At 43.4% G+C, this 20474-nt stretch carries 15 protein-coding genes; all 15 read right to left on the bottom strand.

Annotated elements, in window-relative coordinates; all coding sequences use genetic code 11:
* Positions 1 to 346 precede the first annotated feature (346 nt).
* On the bottom strand, positions 347 to 1795 hold the full coding sequence (locus AXI57_RS17840; protein WP_061670809.1) for a hypothetical protein: 1449 nt from the start codon (positions 1793 to 1795) through the stop codon (positions 347 to 349).
* A gap of 729 nt (positions 1796 to 2524) precedes the next feature.
* Positions 2525 to 4402, bottom strand: a complete 1878-nt coding sequence (gene mutL / locus AXI57_RS17835; RefSeq protein ID WP_061670808.1) for a DNA mismatch repair endonuclease MutL — start codon at positions 4400 to 4402, stop codon at positions 2525 to 2527.
* Positions 4403 to 4418: 16 nt separating this feature from the next.
* Positions 4419 to 7001, bottom strand: coding sequence for a DNA mismatch repair protein MutS (gene mutS, locus AXI57_RS17830; RefSeq protein WP_061670807.1), 2583 nt, complete (start codon positions 6999 to 7001; stop codon positions 4419 to 4421).
* Positions 7002 to 7132: 131 nt separating this feature from the next.
* Positions 7133 to 7678: an outer spore coat protein CotE gene (gene cotE / locus AXI57_RS17825; RefSeq protein ID WP_003328856.1), complete on the bottom strand. Its 546-nt coding sequence runs from the start codon at positions 7676 to 7678 to the stop codon at positions 7133 to 7135.
* 257 nt (positions 7679 to 7935) lie between these two features.
* The gene (gene ricA / locus AXI57_RS17820; RefSeq protein WP_003328857.1) at positions 7936 to 8367 is read right to left on the bottom strand and encodes a regulatory iron-sulfur-containing complex subunit RicA; all 432 of its coding nucleotides are present in this window, start codon (positions 8365 to 8367) and stop codon (positions 7936 to 7938) included.
* A 1-nt stretch (position 8368) separates the two neighbouring features.
* Positions 8369 to 9898, bottom strand: coding sequence for a tRNA (N6-isopentenyl adenosine(37)-C2)-methylthiotransferase MiaB (miaB, locus tag AXI57_RS17815; RefSeq protein ID WP_003328859.1), 1530 nt, complete (start codon positions 9896 to 9898; stop codon positions 8369 to 8371).
* Positions 9899 to 9973: 75 nt separating this feature from the next.
* The gene (gene catA, locus AXI57_RS17810; RefSeq protein ID WP_061670806.1) at positions 9974 to 10621 is read right to left on the bottom strand and encodes a type A chloramphenicol O-acetyltransferase; all 648 of its coding nucleotides are present in this window, start codon (positions 10619 to 10621) and stop codon (positions 9974 to 9976) included.
* Positions 10622 to 10795: 174 nt separating this feature from the next.
* Positions 10796 to 11971: a glycine C-acetyltransferase gene (locus AXI57_RS17805; RefSeq protein WP_061670805.1), complete on the bottom strand. Its 1176-nt coding sequence runs from the start codon at positions 11969 to 11971 to the stop codon at positions 10796 to 10798.
* A 13-nt stretch (positions 11972 to 11984) separates the two neighbouring features.
* A complete protein-coding gene (gene tdh, locus AXI57_RS17800; protein ID WP_061670804.1) occupies positions 11985 to 13028 on the bottom strand; it encodes an L-threonine 3-dehydrogenase in 1044 nt (347 codons plus the stop codon).
* Between the two features lie 310 nt (positions 13029 to 13338).
* Positions 13339 to 13599 (bottom strand): stage V sporulation protein SpoVS, encoded by a 261-nt coding sequence (gene spoVS, locus AXI57_RS17795; protein WP_003328863.1) that lies wholly within the window; start codon positions 13597 to 13599, stop codon positions 13339 to 13341.
* A 199-nt stretch (positions 13600 to 13798) separates the two neighbouring features.
* Positions 13799 to 14593 carry a 2',3'-cyclic-nucleotide 2'-phosphodiesterase gene (gene ymdB, locus AXI57_RS17790; protein WP_003328864.1) on the bottom strand — a complete coding sequence of 265 codons (795 nt, stop codon included), beginning with the start codon at positions 14591 to 14593 and terminating at the stop codon, positions 13799 to 13801.
* Between the two features lie 69 nt (positions 14594 to 14662).
* Positions 14663 to 16225: a ribonuclease Y gene (gene rny, locus AXI57_RS17785; RefSeq protein WP_003328865.1), complete on the bottom strand. Its 1563-nt coding sequence runs from the start codon at positions 16223 to 16225 to the stop codon at positions 14663 to 14665.
* 257 nt (positions 16226 to 16482) lie between these two features.
* The gene (locus tag AXI57_RS17780; RefSeq protein WP_003328866.1) at positions 16483 to 17712 is read right to left on the bottom strand and encodes a serine hydrolase domain-containing protein; all 1230 of its coding nucleotides are present in this window, start codon (positions 17710 to 17712) and stop codon (positions 16483 to 16485) included.
* A 285-nt stretch (positions 17713 to 17997) separates the two neighbouring features.
* Positions 17998 to 19041: a recombinase RecA gene (gene recA / locus AXI57_RS17775; protein ID WP_003328867.1), complete on the bottom strand. Its 1044-nt coding sequence runs from the start codon at positions 19039 to 19041 to the stop codon at positions 17998 to 18000.
* Positions 19042 to 19212: 171 nt separating this feature from the next.
* Positions 19213 to 20463, bottom strand: coding sequence for a competence/damage-inducible protein A (locus tag AXI57_RS17770; protein ID WP_061670913.1), 1251 nt, complete (start codon positions 20461 to 20463; stop codon positions 19213 to 19215).
* Positions 20464 to 20474 lie beyond the last annotated feature (11 nt).

Raw genomic sequence — 20474 nt, 5'->3', positions numbered from 1 at the left:
TTCTGTATCTCCGTGCAAGTTGAATCACCTATCGTTTTTCATAGGTGCCTTATCGAAAAAACAGCGCCCAGAATATTCCCTGCGCATCCAATATTTTTCATATTAGATAAAACGTATCTCTTTTCAACCCCAATTCAATCATGATTCCATGATCCTTTCATTTTACGCGAAGGCCAGATATTTTTTTCACTAATGGTTTTTTCATCTTCATCAAGGCGATTTGAGCACCCAATTCATTTGCCTGACTTCCAATCGGTCTTTATAGAGTTCTGTTCGGGTTTCTTAGTTTACAATCAAATAGTCTTGCACCTGTTCTGAATGTTTAATGAATCCAGAATCAAAAAAATTAAAACCATGTAAAACGCACTTTCCCATTTGGAACTTCTTGCATATAAGTCGGCTCACCAAATAAAATACAGATGACTTTTTCCATCTTTTCAATATCATGATGCCCGCGTTTTGACATAGCAGGACCTGACCATGGGTGTTCTGAGTGCACCCACCTCCCCTTTTTAAACCAAGGCACTCCTTTAATACGTGATTGTTTGACTTCTCCAGGATGAGCTTTTTCGTGGGCTTGAAACCAATCTCCTATTCGATCATCAATCCAACCATGTAATCTCCAAAATATCGGATTAACGTGCGAGGAATAAAAATCACCCAGAAAATCATAGTCAGGAGTATCCCATACCTTATCTATATCATTATCTTTACGCCCCTCAGGCAACGTTTCTCCTGTAGAAGGATCACGCGGAACTGATGCCCATCGCATATGCATATCATTATGAACAGACCATTCAATAAGGGCCCCCAGTTCACCGAGAGTAAGGGTGCTCAGATATTGTGAATTTTTGAATTCTCTATCCCACCATCTCATGCGTGACCAATAGAATCCATCGGTCTTAATATATTTAATCCGCCTATTAGTTTCCTCATCTAAATTGTTTATCCATGCCTTTGGAACAGCAAATCCATCTGGGTTGCCAGAATGATGAAAAGTTGGATGAGATGAAGCAAACTCCTGCTCAATGATAAAAGAACCTGGGGCAGGAATAGCAGTCCATCCTTTAATGGGATGAGTCATCATCGAATGAACTTCTCTTATCATTTCACGATGCATAAATAGGAAATCCTCTCCCGAACCATTGTTTAATATAGGATCACCTTTTTTACTTAATGACGGCCGTTCAAATTCCATTCCTCCAGGCCGCCATTCAAGGGCGCGTATTTGTTGTCTTTGGCTTTCAGTTAGAGATAACCATCTGTTACGAACACTGTGCCAAACTGCGTGGTGGAGTCTATGATGGCGTGAAGCAAGCAGATCCCTAACGTTGTTCGGAAGCGGTATAACATTTCTGGGTTCATTAAAGTCTTTTTGAACCGCAATAAATGAACCTACAATTCCATCCGAACAGCCATCGTGGGGAACTGAACGAATAACTGATCCAACTATAACTGACCTTTGTCTTTTCCCATCGGGCCATTTTGGTATAAAATAACCAACATACTGATAAACCCATCCTTCAGCTGATGTTTCCTTAACTCCAGTACCTTGAAACCTTAAACTATAAGGATTTCCATCATATTTGAAACCTGACAAAACCAGTCGGGGATCATCTGCTTTAGGAGGAAAAGAACGAAAAGCTAACTGTCCCCGCAATGTTCCAGGTTCACTGACATATTCGAAAATCAACTCCCCTTGCCCGAACTTAAGTTCATTAAAATCATCAACTTCTTGAGTAAGATTTAAAAAGCTTCGATAAATCCAAACACCAGCAGTCAAATCACTAGACAAATTTGTGCCTCCTTTGTATCTATTTAAAAAGCATTATCACTTAATCTAAAAATGACCTATACTGATTTTACCGTCGAGAAAAACATCAACTTTCAATAATATTGATATGTCATAAAACCTTTATAAATGCGTAAGATACCAGGCGAATCTTTGGGGAGCATATAGTTCTGGGATTAGATGATGATTCTGAGAAGGCACGACATAAATGTCGATTTAGAATTTGGTAAATTATGGAAATAGAAAGGGAGATAAAGCGAAGAAATATCATGCGATAGGCGGAATTGTTGATGAATGTGAGCTTCAGGAAGGTTCTCATTTCAAACAGGCTGCGGCAATTGCTCAATAGTAAATAGTTAATATGTATATGTAAAAAACAGGAAATAAATTGCTTAAAACCACTATAACTTAAAAATACAATATGAAAAAGGAATTAAAAACGGGCGACTAAATTCTATTATCCCCCGGACTAACATGTAAAGAACCATGAATAAATGCCTGCTTGATGCGGGGACAGTTTTACCGAAAACCCGCCTTTAGTACCGAACATACCAACGAAAGATCTGCTTGAATGAATAAAACTCCATAAAGAATGGTTGAAAGAGAATGAAGACACTCTTCAAAAATCTCAATTTAAAAAACAAAATGCCCACCGCAAATCTGGTGGGCATTTTTTATGCGTGTTGAAAATTTAGTGGCCAAATGGGCTTTCCGCTCCCCCTCAGACCCCCGCTACATTACCCGCTTAAACATCTTCTCCATCTCATATGTGCTATGGTGAATGATAATCGGGCGGCCGTGCGGGCATGTAAATGGGTCTGAGGTGCCGCGCAGCTCGTCCAGCAGAGCTTTGATTTCATCATTGCGCAGGTGGCGGTTTGCTTTAATAGAGCCTTTGCAGCTCATCATAATGGCCGCTTCTTCCCGCAGTTTTTTGATGTCGATGTTTTTGGAGTCAAGCACCTGCTGAATGATTTCTTCTATCAGCAAGGCTTCCTCTCCCTTGGGAAACCAGGCCGGGTGACAGCGTACGATATAGCTGTTTGAGCCAAATGGTTCTAAAAAGACGCCTACGTTTTCGAGCTCATATTGATGCTGTTCAATGATGAGTGCTTCGTTTGTTGAGTAGTGAAAGGTCAGCGGGACGATCATATCTTGGACTTCCGGCTCGACCTCGCCCACTTTTTCACGAAAATATTCATACTTAATGCGCTCTTGCGCCGCATGCTGATCAATGATGTACAAGCCGTTTTCGTTTTGCGCTAAAATATACGTTCCGTGCATTTGTCCGATTGGATACATGATCGGCACCCGCTCTGACTGCGAATGTTCCTGAACAAGTTCTTGTTCGGATTCGGCGGCTTCAGGCTGTAGCTCTGCAAAAGCAGTGTGATCGCCCTGGTCTGTTTCTATAAGGGGATCAGGCACCGGAATGTCTGTGCGTATTTCCTCTTCCGTTTGTGCAGGTTCCTTTACAACTGAACTCAACTTCATAGGTGAGTATGACGGCTCAGACGTTTTTTCCGGCTTCTGCTCGGCAGGTCTTGTGTCAAAATTCATGAATTGCTGCTCGTTTTTAATAACCGGTGCTGATTTTTTGGGCAGCTGCGCGCTAGGAATCAGCTGCTGCTGTTTAAATACGTCTTTGATTCCATCACGAATCAGTTCATGCAGCTCCGTCTCCTTGCTCAGCCGCACCTCAAGCTTGGATGGATGTACGTTCACATCCACCAAAATCGGATCCATTGTGATCTCGATAAACGTAATCGGATGGCGTCCGATCGGCAGGAGAGTGTGATAACCTTCATGCACCGCTTTAACAAGCGGAAAATTTTTAATGTAACGACCGTTTACGACAGAAGACATGTAGTTCCTTGATGCCCGGGTAATTTCCGGAAGAGCAATATACCCCTTCACGTCAAAATCCAGTGAACTGACATGGAGAGGAACCATTTTTTTAGCTGTCGCCATACCGTAAATAGCGGCCAAAACATGACGGACATCACCGTTGCCAGTCGTTTGCAGCAGGTTTTTTCCTTGGTGCCGGAGCCGGATGGAGACCTCCGGATGAGCCAAAGCGATTCGGTTGACCACGTCTGTTATGTTGCCAAGCTCGGTATGGACGGTTTTCATATACTTCAGGCGGGCGGGTGTGTTAAAAAACAGATTCGTAACCGTGATTTCCGTCCCTTTTCGACCTGAGGACCGGGTTTCGGATATGATGTTTCCCCCTTGGAGCATAAGCTGGGTTCCCGCTCCTTCTCCGGTGCTCGTTTTTATCTCAAGGTGTGAGACTGACGCGATACTTGGCAAAGCTTCTCCGCGAAAGCCAAGCGTTCTCACACGGAACAGGTCATTTTCATCTTTGATTTTACTAGTTGCGTGGCGGCGGAAGGCCCGCTTGCAATCTTCATTTTCCATTCCTTCCCCGTTATCGAGGACCCGAATGGAAGCAAGGCCCGCTTCCTCTATATCTATTTCAATGACCGTGCTGTTAGCGTCGATCGCGTTTTCTACAAGCTCCTTCACTACTGAAGCGGGCCGTTCGACTACTTCGCCGGCCGCTATTTTATTTGAGAGCTCATCTGAAAGCTGGATGACTTTTGCCAAGTTACATCACCTCTTTCTATTGTAATTTCTTTTGCAGCTTGTACATTTCGTTCATCGCTTCAAGCGGTGTCATATCAAGCAAATTTATAGATTTAAAGGTATCCAGTACCTGTTTTTCTTTTTTGGACAGCTTTGTTTTTTCAGCCGGCTTTTCTCCTTCGTCAAAAAAGGACAGCTGTGCAGGTTTTTCCTTCACGACAGACTTTGGCTCCTGTGCCGGAAGCTCTGGTTTGGTTCCCGTATTTTCGAGTTCCTTCAGTATATCTTGAGCACGCGCGATTAAATCATCAGGAAGTTCGGCTAGCTGCGCTACATGAATGCCGTAGCTTTTGTCAGCGGCGCCCTCTTTAATTTGATGGAGAAACACAACTGTTCCATTATATTCCTCTGCACGGACATGGACGTTTTTCAGCTGAGACAGCTTCTCTTCAAGGACGGTCAGCTCATGGTAATGTGTACTGAAGAGCGTTTTTGCGCCGATATGGTCATGAACATACTCAATAATTGCTTGAGCAAGGGCCATTCCGTCGTAAGTTGACGTGCCCCGGCCGATTTCATCAAACAGGATCAAGCTATTTTTAGTAGCATTAACAATGGCGTTTTTCGCCTCGAGCATTTCCACCATAAATGTGCTTTGTCCGGAGATTAAATCATCCGCTGCGCCAATACGGGTGAAAATCTGGTCAAAAATCGGAAGGACCGCTTTTTTCGCAGGTACAAAGCAGCCGATTTGCGCCAAAATAGAGATAAGCGCTATTTGTCTCATGTAGGTGCTTTTCCCGGACATGTTCGGACCTGTAATCAGAAGCATTTGGCTGCTTTCGCCCATCTCGCAGTTATTAGGAACGTATTCCTGGCTGTCCATTACTTTTTCAACGACCGGATGCCTTCCGTCAATGACTTCCACATGATCTTCAGAAAAAACCGGTTTTATGTAATGGCGGTTTTCACTGATTGTGGCAAAGCATTGCAGGGCATCAAGCTCACTCATCTGTTTGGCAAGCTTTTGTAAACGCGGAATGTACATCTTTATTTTTTCACGAAGTTCAGCAAACAGTTCGTACTCAAGCTCGCATATATTGTTTTCCGCTTCTAAAATGAGTGCTTCTTTTTCTTTTAACTCCGGCGTAATGTAGCGCTCGGCGTTTGTCAATGTCTGCTTCCGTTCGTAGCGCCCGTCCTCCAGCAAATGCAAATTCGCTTTTGTCACTTCTATATAATAGCCGAATACTTTATTGAAACCGACCTTCAGAGAACGAATCCCCGTGTATTCACGTTCTTGCCGTTCCAGCCGGGCGATCCAATCTTTCCCGTTTTTGCTGGCATCCCGGTATTCATCAAGCTTTTGGTTATAGCCGTCCTTCATCAGGTTGCCTTCTTTTAACGATAAAGGCGGTTTTTCATGCAGCGCTTCTTCAAGCAGCTGTAAGACATCTTCGCACGGATCAATCCGCTCAGCCCGCTCTTTCGCCATTTTATGGTTGAGTGAAGCAACGAGATCTTTGATGGCCGGTACTTGTTTTAATGATTCCTTCAGCTGAATTAGGTCCCGAGCGTTCACATTGCCAAATGCGACACGGCCGGCAAGGCGCTCCAAATCGTATACTTCCTTTAATCTTTCGCGCAGATCTTCCCGTTCGAATAAATGGGCAATAAGTGTTTCCACCATTTCTTGGCGCTCTTCGATCTGGCCGGCTCTGATCAGAGGACGGTCGATCCACTGCTTTAACAGCCTTCCGCCCATTGCTGTTTTTGTCTCATCTAACAGCCAAAGCAGCGAGCCTTTCTTGTTTTTCGAACGAATGGTTTCCGTCAGTTCCAGATTGCGTTTAGAATACAAATCAATTTTCATTGCTTCTTCAAGCTCATATACCTGGACAGACTGAAGATGATCAAGGCTCCGTTTTTGGGTTCTCTTAAGATACGTATACAAACGCATAAACGTTGTCATCAATTCTTGGCTTTTCAGCTGCTCTGCAATTTCAATGCGCTCATCTGTTTCTCCGTCTTCGATTGAAATCGTCGCGCCGCACCGTTCTTTCAGCTGGACAACCGTCTGCTCCTCCAAGCTGCTGCTGACGACTACTTCTCTTGCTCCGACTGAATAAATCTCCGAGATCACATCTTCAATCCGTTTGATGAATACGGTTAAATTTTCCCCTGTCGTTAAATCAGACAGCGCAAGGCCGTAGCCGTTTGGAAATGCTGTAACAGAGGCGATAAAGTTATTTTCCGTTTCATGAATGCCTTTGCCGTCCATTACGGTTCCCGGCGTAATCAGCTGGACAACCTCTCGTTTCACGACTCCCTTTGCTGCTTTTGGATCCTCCGTTTGTTCACAAATCGCTACTTTATATCCTTTTTTGATCAGCTGTTCGATGTAAGCAGCAGCTGAATGATAAGGTACGCCGCACATTGGTATCTTGTCGGCTGCTCCTCCGTCCCTGCTTGTTAATGTAATTTCAAGCTCTTGTGAAGCTTTTTTTGCGTCATCAAAAAACATTTCATAAAAATCGCCAAGGCGAAAAAATAAAAAGGCATCCTTGTGCTCTGCCTTAATTTTTAAATATTGCTGTATCATAGGCGTGTAACTTGCCATCATTTATCCCTCACTATGTATCAACGTTTCTATTTTGTCCAAACTTCATTATAACATAAACAAAAAGCCAAAAAGAATGATATCCTCATATAAAAAAAGAGACTTGGGGTGTGCCTCCCCTAGTCTCTTTTTTATTCTTCCGGATCTCCGACTAAAAACTCCGGATTAATATCCTCTAACTCTTCATCAAGCTCATCTTCCCAATCTTCCTCGTCATCCTCTTCCCAATCCGGGTTCACCTCAACAACTACCTTCGTCTCCCCGACGACCTCTGCCAAAAATTCTCTCTCGGCCTGAACCACGATTTTATTTCCATTTGGCGAAATGGTCACCTCAAGACAATTAGGCTGCTGAAGGACTTTTGCGATTACTTCATGCTCATCATCTAAGTAGTTATTATCTCTGTACCTCAGCTTAATGACATCAACATATTTAACCCGCTCTGTCACAACCTCTGTTTTCGTATTGTCCGCGTAAGAGTACCAGACGTTTATATCATAATACCCTTCAATTTCTACTGTCTTTCCGATCTTTTCAGCATCATACTTGTGGTTAATGATCCAACCGCCCAATATGCTGGTCGGTTTTTGCGAAGGAGAGATGGTATTGGTGCATTGGGTGAATTTTCTGCCTTTCGCTACAACTGCCTTCGTAATAATTTCCCTGTATTCAGACATTCCGGCATGCCTCCTTGTTCTTCTTCGTGTTATGTTATGCTGGGCATTCGTCTAGTGTGCATTTTTATAAATAAAATATAAAAATACAAAGTTTCTGTTTCATTGTATGCAGGACCGCCTAGAAACTTTACTTTTATGTTTTATAAAGTTTATACGGACAGGGAGAAAGAAAATATGATGAATTTTTAGTTCATAGTTTTATTAGTTTACTTTGAAGCTGGACAAAAAAACACGGAGCCTTTAAAAAGGCATCCGTGTCAGAGTGAACAGCTGTTATTTGAATGTTTCACCTTTGAGCCGGTTTCCCCTGTCAGCAGGTCGCCGCCGGTTGATGAAATGATTTCATTTGTGACTTGATTAGATATGGTGTGTGCAACAAGCTGCAAAAGATCGTTGACCTCAATCTGGGAGTCCCTGAACTCCTGAATGACAGGAATTGCCTCAAGCTCTTCCTGCAAGGCGTCAATTTTAGCTTCTGTCTGCTTTAACGCTTCATGCTTCTCATAATGCTTCAAGTTGACGGCTTGCTTTTGCAGGGCTTTGATCTGATTGATAATCCCAGATACTTTAGCATTTTCATTGATTTGCGCTTCTGCCCGTTTGAAAAGATCCACTTCTTCTGTCTCTGAGATCATTTTCGCAAGGTCACGGGCTTGCTGCACAATATCTTTTTTTGTGTAAAGCGTCATCTTATTTCACCTCGATTGCTTCTCCTACCATTTCTCCGTCAAGCGACCATGTTTTCGCTTGATGGATTTTCACGTGCACCAGCTTGCCGATGGCTTCTTTAGGGCCTTTGAAATTCACAAGCTTGCTTTTCCGTGTATATCCGGCAAGAATTTCAGGGTTGTTTTTGCTTTCTCCCTCGACTAATACTTCGACGACTTCACCCTCATATTCCTTCATTTTTTTTGCGGAAATTTCTTTCACGAGATCGTTCAGCCGCTGAAGACGTTCTTTTTTCACCCTCATCGGGACATTATCCTTCATTTTCGCTGCCGGTGTACCCTCACGCGGAGAATAAATGAACGTATAGGCGCTGTCAAATTCAACTTCCCTGTATAATGAAAGGGTTTCTTCAAACTGTTCGTCCGTCTCGTTCGGGAAACCGACGATAATGTCTGTTGTTAGTGAAGCATTTGGCATCGCCGCTTTAATTTTGCCTACGAGCTCCATGTAGCGCGCTCTGTCATATTTGCGCGCCATCAGCTTTAATACTTCCGAACTTCCTGATTGAACAGGCAAATGAATATGGTCAAGCAGGTTGCCGCCTTTACCGAGCACTTCAACAAGATGGTCGTCGAAATCACGAGGATGGCTTGTTGTAAAACGGATTCTTGGAATATCAATTTTGCGCAGTTCATCCATTAAATCTCCGAGACCGTACGTGATGTCGTCGAAATCTTTTCCGTACGCATTTACGTTTTGCCCTAGAAGAGTAATTTCTTTATACCCTTCACTCGCAAGCCTTCTGACTTCCTGAATAATTTCCTCAGGGCGCCGGCTTCTTTCTTTGCCGCGTGTGTAAGGCACAATGCAGTACGTACAGAATTTATCGCAGCCGTACATAATATTGACCCATCCTTTAATTTTCCCGCGGCGCACTTTCGGAAGGTTTTCAATGACATCGCCTTCCTTCGACCAAACTTCGATTACCATTTCTTTTGACAGATAAGCTTCTGACAGCAGTTCAGGCAAACGGTGAATATTGTGCGTTCCGAAGATCATATCGACGAAGGGATGCTTTTTCAAAATACGATTGACCACTGATTCCTCTTGTGACATACAGCCGCAAACGCCTAAAATCAGGTCCGGATTTTCTTTTTTAAGCGTTTTTAAATGTCCAAGCTCGCCAAAAACCTTGTTTTCGGCATTTTCGCGGATCGCGCATGTATTCAACAGGATGACATTGGCATCGTCAACAGAGTTTGTCGCTTCATATCCTAAAGCCATAAAAATTCCGGCCATTACTTCAGTGTCATGTTCGTTCATTTGACAGCCGTATGTGCGAATATAAAATTTTCTGCCCTCACCCATACCTTTAAACTGTTCTGAGATTTTAAAATCATGATGATAGCTGACGCTTTCTTTCCCGCGTTTTTTCGCATCTTTTAAAGAAGGCGGAATATACACAGCTTCAAAGTACTTGCTGTAATCCTTCTCGGATTTTTTGTCCGGTGGATTGACTTGTCCGCTCTCTTGTTTTTGTTTTTCATTCATTAAATGATTTCTCCTTTCAACCCAAACTTCCACCCTACAGTATAGACTATATTCGTCCGAAAGAAAAACAAATACTCATAACCACTCTTCGAAAGAATCGGCTAGTTTCTGTAACTCATTTATAAACATGCTTACATGATAACCGTCACATACAGCGTGGTGAACTTGCAATGAAATAGGTAAACATACCGCTTCCCCATCTGAAAAGTACTTCCCAAGCGTAATAATAGGAAGCAGATATTCTCCATTATAAAGATTGAGTTGAAAACCGGTAAAGCTGACCCAAGGAAGAGCAGAAATTGAAAAGGTATGGGCAGGTACGTTTTCTTTTACCCATAATCCCTTTTTATCTCCATATCGGTCAATATCTTGTAGATAGTTCTTATAAAAAAGTGAAAAATCGCTCGAGTATTCTGTCCACATTGCAGAAAAGGTTTTATCCTCTTTATGAAAGATGGTATAGGTTGGCATCATCTGTTCCCAATACCCTAATTGCCCCTTATCGTTAAAAGCCGTTCGAAACTCAATATGTGAATTAACAACTCTAGAAATCATGTAAATAAAAGCAGGATAAAGTTTCATATTCTTTTTTCTCAGCCCATTCAGCAATGCGGTCACATTCAGGTTAGCCGTAACACTATAAGAACATTTACCTTCTTTTATATAATGTTCGAAATAAGGTTTTCTATTCCAGCGATCTATATCAATTTGATGAAAATTCATATTTATAACCTCCTAAAATATTTAACTTTTTATTTTAGGAGGTTAATTTCACTGATTTCACCACAATCCTCACCCCGTGTGCCCTTTTATTTCATTTACTTCAGTGTAACGTTAACTATTTCCTTATTCAACTATACTGAAGCATCCATCAATGAAAAAGAGGGATTTCTACCTCTATAGCAAATGAAGCTCTTTTGCTGCAGATTGTATGACGGCGAGCGCTTGATTGAGTTCCTTCTTTGTATGCTCCGCAGTAATCATTGTACGAATTCTCGCCTTCCCTTTAGCAACCGTCGGGAAAACAATACTTTGGGCAAATATTCCCTCGGAAAGCAACCGTTCGGAGAATTGCTGGGCTAAGGCTTCTTCACCTATTATAATAGGAAGAATCGGAGTTTCACTTTTTGTAAGGGTAAGTCCCATCTTTACGAGCATAGACTTAAAGTAATTCGTATTATCCCAAAGCTGCTCCATATGTTGCGGTTCTTCCAAAAGCACGTTAATCGCTTCTATACAAGCTGCGGTTACGGCAGGCGGGTGCGAGGTGCTGAATAAAAACGGACGGCCCTTATGCCGCAAGTAATCAATTAAAACATGTGAACCGGCAACGTATCCGCCCAACACCCCAATTGCCTTGCTTAACGTGCCGACCTGAATATGCACTCTGCCGTCCAGTCCAAAGTGATTAACGGTTCCTCTTCCGTTTTCTCCAAGCACTCCGGATGCATGCGCGTCATCCACCATGACAAAAGCGTCATAAGCCTCAGCCAGCTTAACAATCTCCGGCAAAGGCGCAATATTGCCATCCATTGAAAACACCCCGTCGGTGACAATGAGGCGCATTCTGTAATTCATTGATTTTTTCAGCACTCTCTCTAAATCATCCATATCAACATGGCGATATACCTTTTTATCCGCTTTTGTCAGCCTGATTCCGTCAATAATGGAGGCGTGGTTCAGTTCATCAGAAATGACAATATCCTCTTTTGTCAGAATGCTTGAAAGAACCCCTTGGTTTGTTGTGAAACCGGACTGAAATACTAGAGCGGCCTCTGTTTTTTTAAAGGCGGCTAATGTTTTCTCAAGCTCGTGATGCATCGTAAATGTACCGGCGATCGTCCGAACTGACCCAGTACCGGCTCCGAACTGTTCAGCGGCAGCCTGGGCGGCTTTGACCAATCTTGGATGTGACGTCAGTCCAAGGTAATTATTTGACGAAAGCTGCATCACTTGTTTGCCGTTTACAGTAACGTAAGCCCCCTGCTTGGATTCAACCTGTTTTATTTCCTGCCACGTATGGTTTTCTTTCATATCTTCAAGCTCACTTTTCAAAAATTCAAACTCCTTCATGTTTATCCCCCTTTTATGGTATCAGAATAACCTTCCCGCACTGTCCTTCTCTCATCAGCTCAAAGCCTTTCTCAAACTCTTCCAATGGAAACTGATGTGTAATAACAGGTGAAATGTCTAAAAGCTTTGATTGCAGTAAATTGGACACCTGTCTCCACGTGCTGAACATTTTTCTTCCTGTAATTCCTTGGACAGTGAGGCCTTTAAACACCACTTCATTTGTTAGATCGATTGTCACCGGGTGTTCCGGCAGACTGAGGATGTGAAATCTTCCTCCATTGGCTGCCATCTTTAAGCCTTGTTCAATAGCAGACGGATGGCCTGACATTTCACAGACAAGATCTATGCCCTCTCCTTTTGTTAAAGCGCTTACAATTTGTAGCGGATCTTCTTTTTCGATTGATATCGTAAGCGTGGCCCCCATTTGTTTAGCAAGGCTGAGTCTATACTCGTTTTTATCTATGGCAACGATGTGGGCTGCTCCGGCTGCTTTTGCCACCGCTACAGCCATAAGTCCGATCGGCCCGCAACCGATGACGGCAACGGATGCGCCGGCGGGCTGACTATCCAGCACGGTATGCACCGCATTTCCCAGCGGCTCTTGGATTGAAGCTATTGCCAGCTCCATGTCGGCCGGGTTTTGCCAAATGTTTTGCGACGGCACCTTTACATATTCTGCAAAGCATCCTGCTGTATCAACGCCAATGATGGCAGTTTGGGTGCAGACATGTTGTTTGCCGGTGACACAAGGGATACATTTGCCGCACACAATATGTGTTTCTGCCGATACATAATCACCGACTTTCACATTGCTGACATGCTCACCCACCGCCTTTACAATGCCGCTAAATTCATGTCCAAACACATAAGGCGGCTTGATCCTTTGCTGGGCCCACTGGTCCCAATTATAGATGTGCACGTCTGTACCGCATATCGAGGCTGCCTTTACTTTCACGAGAACTTCATGTTTTTCTATGTGAGGAATGGGCACCTCAGCCAAAACCGCACCGAAAGCGCTGTCATTTTTAACGACAGCTTTCATTTTTCCACTCACCATGTACAATCCCCCTTTTGAAATCTTATTATATCTGGATTGTATCATGATGAATAATAGACGTAAACATCACTGTCCTCACACAGTGGACAAATGCATCCCCCTTAAAAAATGGGCTCAATATTTTTTATTTTTCAATTAGGTACGCTGATTTTCATTCATACTGAAAGCGTGTATCTATTCAATTGTTATATATGACAACAATTACATGATTTATTTATATTATTAATATAGTATTGGGAGAAAATATCACAACCTAAAAACAACCTGCTCGCAAATAAGCAAGCAGGTTGAGACATCATTTTTAGTTGTTTTAACGGGGCTCAACGATCAATTTGATCGCTGTTCTTTCTTCGCCATCAATCAAAATATCGGTAAATGCCGGAATACAAATCAAGTCGACTCCGCTCGGCGCCACAAATCCCCTGGCGATCGCTACAGCTTTGACGGCTTGGTTTAAAGCGCCCGCTCCTATCGCTTGAATCTCCGCTGCTCCGCGCTCTCTTAACACACCTGCCAGCGCACCTGCTACTGAGTTCGGACTTGATTTTGCTGAAACTTTTAAGATTTCCATTTCTGCTCCCCCTTAGTTTTACAATGGATAAGTGAGTGTTCATTAGAACAATCATTATTAGATGTTGCTATCCAAAAAGCCATCCCCACAATGCTTTTCAAAAATAGCTGGCTACCTTCCATTTTTACTATATTCACTAAGAAGTTGCTATATTCCTGCTTTTCTTTTTAATATTTTTATAAAATAAACATATGCTCAGTTATTCAAAGAACATGTGATCATCATTTATCAAAATACGCTCAATTTTAACCGCTTTTTTCGTTTGGTCGTCAATATCAATAACGACACCGCTTAATGTGGTTTTGCCTTCTGCGACAGAGAAACGGACAGGGAGGTTTGTTTTAAAGCGTTTAATGATGGTCTCTCGGTCCATGCCGAGAATGCCGTCATATGGGCCGGTCATTCCTACATCAGTAATATATGCCGTCCCCTTAGGCAAAATGCGGTTATCTGCTGTTTGCACATGTGTGTGCGTACCCACTACTGCAGACGCTCTGCCATCTGTGTACCAGCCGATCGCCAGCTTTTCACTTGTTGCCTCGGCATGAAAATCAATGAAGATATAGGGCGTTCGTTTAGCCGCTTCTGCGATTAATTCATCTGCCTTTTGAAACGGATCATCGAGCGGCGGCAAAAATGTGCGTCCCTGCAAATTAATGACGGCAAGCTCTTTACCGTTCGCTTTTACATATGTGATTCCTTTTCCCGGCGTACCCTCCGGAAAATTGGCCGGACGGACAAGGTGCGGTACGTCATCTATAAAGTCAAATATTTCTTTTTTGTCCCATGTGTGGTTACCCATAGTAATAGCGTCTGCGCCTGCCTGCATTAAGCTGTGATAAATTTTTTCTGTCAGGCCCTTGCCGTGAGCGGCATTTTCCCCGTTAATAATCGTGAAATGCGGCTTATACTTCGTTTTTAGTTTCGGAACATACTCTTTTACCATGTCGCGGCCCGGTGAGCCGACAACATCTCCAATAAATAAAATTCTCATTCTTCGAACCCTTTCTGTTTTTCATTTCCTTGCCGGTCAAAAAAATAAAGTGATGCTTAGCGCATCACTTTATTTTGCATACTCTACGGCTCGTGTTTCTCTTATCACTGTCACTTTAATGTGTCCAGGATAGTCAAGCTCGTCCTCAATTCGTTTACGGATATCCCGTGCCAGGCGATGGGCTTCAAGATCGTTAATCGAATCCGGCTTCACCATAATGCGCACTTCACGTCCAGCCTGAATTGCGAACGATTTTTCAACACCCTCGTAGGACTCAGAAATTTCTTCGAGCTTTTCAAGTCTGCGAATATAATTCTCAAGCGTTTCACTTCTCGCGCCAGGTCTTGCAGCTGACAGTGCATCCGCTGCGGCTACTAAAACTGCGATGATAGAAGTCGGCTCTTCGTCCCCGTGGTGTGACGCAATACTGTTAATGACGACTGGATGCTCTTTATATTTGGTCGCAAGCTCCACGCCGATTTCAACGTGGCTTCCTTCGACTTCATGATCAATTGCTTTCCCGATGTCATGAAGCAGTCCGGCCCGTTTGGCAAGCTTTGCGTCCTCTCCAAGCTCCGAAGCCATTAAACCGGCTAAGAATGCAACCTCCATGGAATGCTTCAGCACATTCTGACCGTAGCTTGTACGGAACTTTAAGCGGCCGAGAATCTTGATCAGATCTGGGTGAAGACCGTGAACGCCAACCTCAAATGTGGTTTGTTCACCCATTTCACGAATGTAGTCATCGACCTCGCGGCGAGATTTTTCAACCATTTCTTCAATCCGTGCCGGATGAATACGGCCATCCTGAACGAGTTTATCCAGAGCGATCCTCGCTGTCTCACGTCTGATCGGATCAAATCCGGAAAGAATGACAGCTTCTGGGGTATCATCAATGATCAGGTCAATTCCTGTCAGCGTTTCAAGGGTACGGATGTTACGCCCTTCACGTCCGATAATACGCCCTTTCATCTCATCATTTGGAAGATTGACAACTGAAACCGTCGTTTCGGCAACGTGATCTGCTGCGCAGCGCTGTAAGGCGAGCGAAAGAATGTTTTTCGCTTTCTTATCAGCCTCTTCTTTTGCACGGTTTTCAGTTTCTTTTGTCATGATGGCGATGTCATGTGAAAGCTCGTTTTCAACCCGGTCAAGAATGATTTGCTTCGCTTCGTCACGAGTGAGGCTTGAAATTCGCTCCAACTCTGACTGTTGCATACGAATCATCTCATCCACTTTGCTTTCCATCTCTTCAATATGTTGTTGTCGTTCATTCAGAGAATGATCTTTCTTCTCCAACATCGCTTCCCGTTTATCAATCCCCTCATGTTTCCGATCAAGGTTTTCCTCCTTTTGGAGTAAACGGTTTTCTTGTTTTTGAAGCTCATTTCGTCTTTCACGAACTTCCTGTTCAGCATCTATTCGAAGTGTGTGGATTTCATCCTTTGCTTCAAGCAGAGCTTCTTTTTTCAGTGCTTCAGCATCGCGCTTTGCATCTTCAAGAATTTGCTCGGCAGCACCTCGTGCGCCCGCAATTTTCGCTTCGGCAATGGTTTTACGAACATAGTAGCCAACAACTAAACCGAGTAGAATCAGCAAAATGGAGATGAGAACCATCATAATTGGGGTCATACTTTCACCTCCTCTTGCTATGAACTTGGTTGTTGCTAAAATAAGTGTCGGCATGTACATTGTCTAGTTTTCTCAACATACAGAACCTTCACAGGGAATGAGTTTCTCACTGCCCTTGTCAAGTTTAAATGGTTTAACAATCATGTTAAAAAAACAAATACTACAACTTCATTGTAATTGTGTCGGAAATACTTGTCAAGCTTGCCATCTTAACGATTGACGGCATATCTATTCCGTCTATATAAAAGTGCGTCGCACTATCCATTTGTTTTTGCCGCTTGGGAATCAGGAGCCTCTTCTTGATTGAGAAATTGATACATTTTATTATTTACCTGCCCCAATTTCGTATTATTTTGGATATTTGAAAATAAAATAACAAATTTGTTCCCTGAGCGGCTGAAGCTGTTTAAAATGTTGTAGCCGGGCATTACACCATGGTTGGAGTAGCTTCCCGGATCAACATAAAACCCCATTCCGTAGGTCGAACTGCTTCCGGAGGTGAACATTTTTTCAAAGCTGGCTTTTGAGTAAAGAGTGCCATCCACAAGAGCCTGATCAAATTTATACATATCGTATGCACTCATATATATATCGCCCGCGCCGTACAGCTGGGATAAATCAAGTATGTGCGGCGTCACTAAATTTCCGCCTTTATCCAATTTGTAGCCGACGGCAGGATAAGGCTGTTTTTGAAACGTTTTGTAAAAGCCTGCGTACGTCATGCCCGCCGGTTTGAAAATATGGTTTGTTATGTAATGTTCATATGACTCCCCGCTTACCTTGGCAACGATATAGGCGAGCACTGAATAATTTGAGTCCTGATAATCCCATATGCCTGGCTGCCGTTTAATTCCTTGATTTTCAATATCTTTTATCAAGTCGTCCGGGGTAATCGCGCCTTCTGCTTCGATATGCCCCCTGATTCCTGAAGTATGTGTTAACAGATTTTTTAAAGTAATCTGCTTTCCATTCGGAAAACCCTCTATATAAGCTGCGACAGGATCGCTCGTTCGAAGCAAGCCTTTTTCCTCAAGCTGCAAAACGGCGGTCGCAATTAATGCTTTTTGCGACGATCCGACAAAATAAGTGGTTTCAGGGTTGTTTGTTATTTTGTGTTCACGGTCTGCATAGCCGAAGCCTTTATTCGTCACGATTTTTCCATCTTTTACAATCATTGCTGTTCCGCTGAATCCAATGCTTTGCAAATAGTTGCTGATATTTTTATTATCATCGGCTGTTGCAAGCTGATCTTGGTTTTTCTTCTTCATTTCTTTTTTCTTTTGAACCTGATTTTTTTTATTTTTATCAGAACCGTCCTCGGCCGCTGGAGCTGATTTTGCCGGTTCCTCGTTTTGGTGATTTTTCCCTATCCAGATTATGATACAGCAGACAGCGATCAGCAATATAAAAAGAGCCAGCTTACCCCTTTTGTTCAGCTTTCTCCGTCTTCGTTTCGAATCTCTGGTGCGGCTTCTCGAGCTCGTCATTCGTTTTTTCCCCCTAATATAAATTCAATTTGCAGGCACCATATTTTTAGACGAAGTAAGCTTCAAAAAGGTTGTAAAAACTAAAAATAAATATGCTCTTTTATCATTTGATATTTTAGGCGACAGGATTGGTTTATAAACCCTTTGTTTAATCAAACGCCACACCAATAAATAGTTCATCTTGTTCGCATCATTTGAACAGCCAGCCTTCCGTCTGTATGCTTACATTTGACAAACAAAAAAAGGGCAGGAGTTCGCCGCTCCGCCCTTTTTTTACATTGGTTTTTATCCTTCAAATTCTAGCTCTTCTTGGGTTTCCTCAGGCTTTTGTGCAACTCCATTGTTATCCAAGCCGTAATGTTCGCGAATTTGCTCTTGAATCATCAGCATGATATCTTTGTTTTCTTTTAAGAACTGCTTTGCATTTTCACGGCCTTGACCAAGGCGCTCTTCTTCGTAAGAGTACCAAGAGCCGCTTTTTTGCACAATATCGAGCTCAGTTCCAAGATCAATGATCTCTCCTTCTTTTGAGATCCCTTCTCCGTACATAATATCAACCTCAGCCGTACGGAACGGCGGAGCCACCTTGTTCTTCACAACTTTGATTCGTGTTTTGTTCCCCATTACGTCGTTGCCTTGCTTCAGCTGTTCGGCACGGCGCACTTCTAACCGTACAGAGGAATAAAATTTCAGCGCACGGCCTCCGGGAGTTGTCTCCGGATTTCCGAACATGACGCCGACCTTTTCACGAATCTGGTTAATGAAAATAGCAATCGTTTTAGACTTATTGATTGCTCCGGAAAGCTTACGAAGTGCCTGAGACATCAAGCGGGCCTGAAGTCCTACGTGTGAGTCCCCCATGTCTCCTTCAATTTCAGCTTTCGGAACGAGAGCTGCCACCGAGTCAATGACAACAATGTCAACAGCGCCGCTTCTGACAAGCGCTTCAGCAATTTCAAGCGCCTGCTCGCCCGTATCAGGCTGAGAAAGTAAAAGCTCTTCAATATTAACGCCAAGCTTTTGCGCGTATACAGGGTCCAATGCATGCTCAGCATCAATAAACGCTGCTTGTCCGCCCTGCTGCTGAACTTCTGCAATGGCATGGAGCGCAACAGTTGTTTTACCGGAGCTTTCCGGTCCGTATACTTCGATAATCCGTCCGCGCGGATACCCGCCTATTCCAAGCGCTGTATCAAGCGCAAGAGAGCCGCTTGGTACGGTTGAAATTCTTGTATCTGTCTTTTCCCCCAATTTCATAATAGAACCTTTGCCAAACTGTTTTTCTATTTGTTTAAGAGCCATATCTAAGGCTGCCTGACGATCACTCATTCTATTTTTTCCTCCTTTAACTTGCCACTACATATACTATACCTTGTTTGCAGGCATTTGCCAAGAAAAAAGCGAACGCATATTCGGATTTTTTCTTAACCTGTTGTCTATAAAAATATCATAATGGCCGGAAGAAAACAGGTTTTTCATGGAGGATAATGTGCTAAAACATTATTTTTGTTCTAAGAGTTTCAGGATTAAATGACATCCGTATTTGGCAGCACGCTTTCTGACGCCTGTTCTGGAGCCTGCAAAGTTAAATTCATGAACCTCTTCTTTTCCGTCCGCGAAAATGCCGATAAAGACATGTCCCGGGGCATGGCCCTCTTGCCCTTCAGGACCGGCCACGCCGGTAAAACTGATTCCAATGTCACTGCCCGTCAGCCGTTTAATCCCCGAGGCAAGCTCTCCCGCGCATTCTTTGCTGACTGCTCCGAACTGCTGCAGGGTGTCAGGCTTTACCCCCAAGGTGTGCTGCTTCATCTCATTTGAATAGCAAACAACGCCGCCGGCAAACAATTGCGAAGCACCGCTTAAATCAGTCAGCCATTCAGCGAACAGACCGCCTGTAAAGCTCTCCGCTGAAGAAAGAGTCATTCCTTTTTCCTTGCACGCTTTTGAAAGCTCTTTAACAAGAGATGTATCATCATACCCGTAGAAAAACTCTCCGACACGGTCTAAAATCACGGCTTCAGTCTCTTTTAGCAGCCGCTCTGTTTCCGATTCATCCGCATGCTTTGCAGTGAGACGCAGCGTCACTTCTCCGTCAGCAGCCAAAGGAGCGATTGTCGGATTGGTCTGTGCATCAATAATATCTTCTAAATCAGCTTCAAGCTGGGATTCGCCGATTCCAAAAAACCGGAGAACAGTTGAAACGATTTTTTCATTTGATCCGAGTTTTTCAAGAAGAAGCGGCTTGGCCTCGTTTTCAAACATAGGGTGCAGTTCGCTCGGCGGCCCGGGAAGCAGCATATAAAGACGGGCTTCGTGCTCTGTCAGCATCCCCGGCGCCATGCCGAATTTATTGGCCAATACGTCTGAGCCTTCAATCACAAGCGCCTGTTTACGGTTATTCGGTGACATCGTACGCTTTGTTTTCTTGAAATAATCTTCAATTGATTGAAAAGCCTCATCATCAAGAACGAGCGGACGGCCCAGCACATTTGCGATTGTTTCTTTTGTTAAATCATCCTTCGTCGGTCCGAGCCCCCCTGAAAAAATGATAAAATCAGAACGTTCTTCAGCAATGCGGATGACTTGCTTCAGCCGCTCAGGGTTGTCTCCGACAGCTGTATGATAAAACACATTAATGCCGATCTCGGCAAGCTCTTTACTGATAAATTGAGCATTGGTATTGGCGATCTGACCGAGTAAAAGCTCTGAACCGACCGCAATAATTTCTGCTTTTTTTCCTAACTCCATCATGTTTGTCC

Origin of the sequence: Bacillus atrophaeus, assembly GCF_001584335.1 — a bacterium.
GTDB classification, from domain to species: domain Bacteria; phylum Bacillota; class Bacilli; order Bacillales; family Bacillaceae; genus Bacillus; species Bacillus atrophaeus.
The sequence above is the reverse complement of the archived record's forward strand: the minus strand, read 5'-3'. Positions and strand labels throughout refer to the sequence as shown.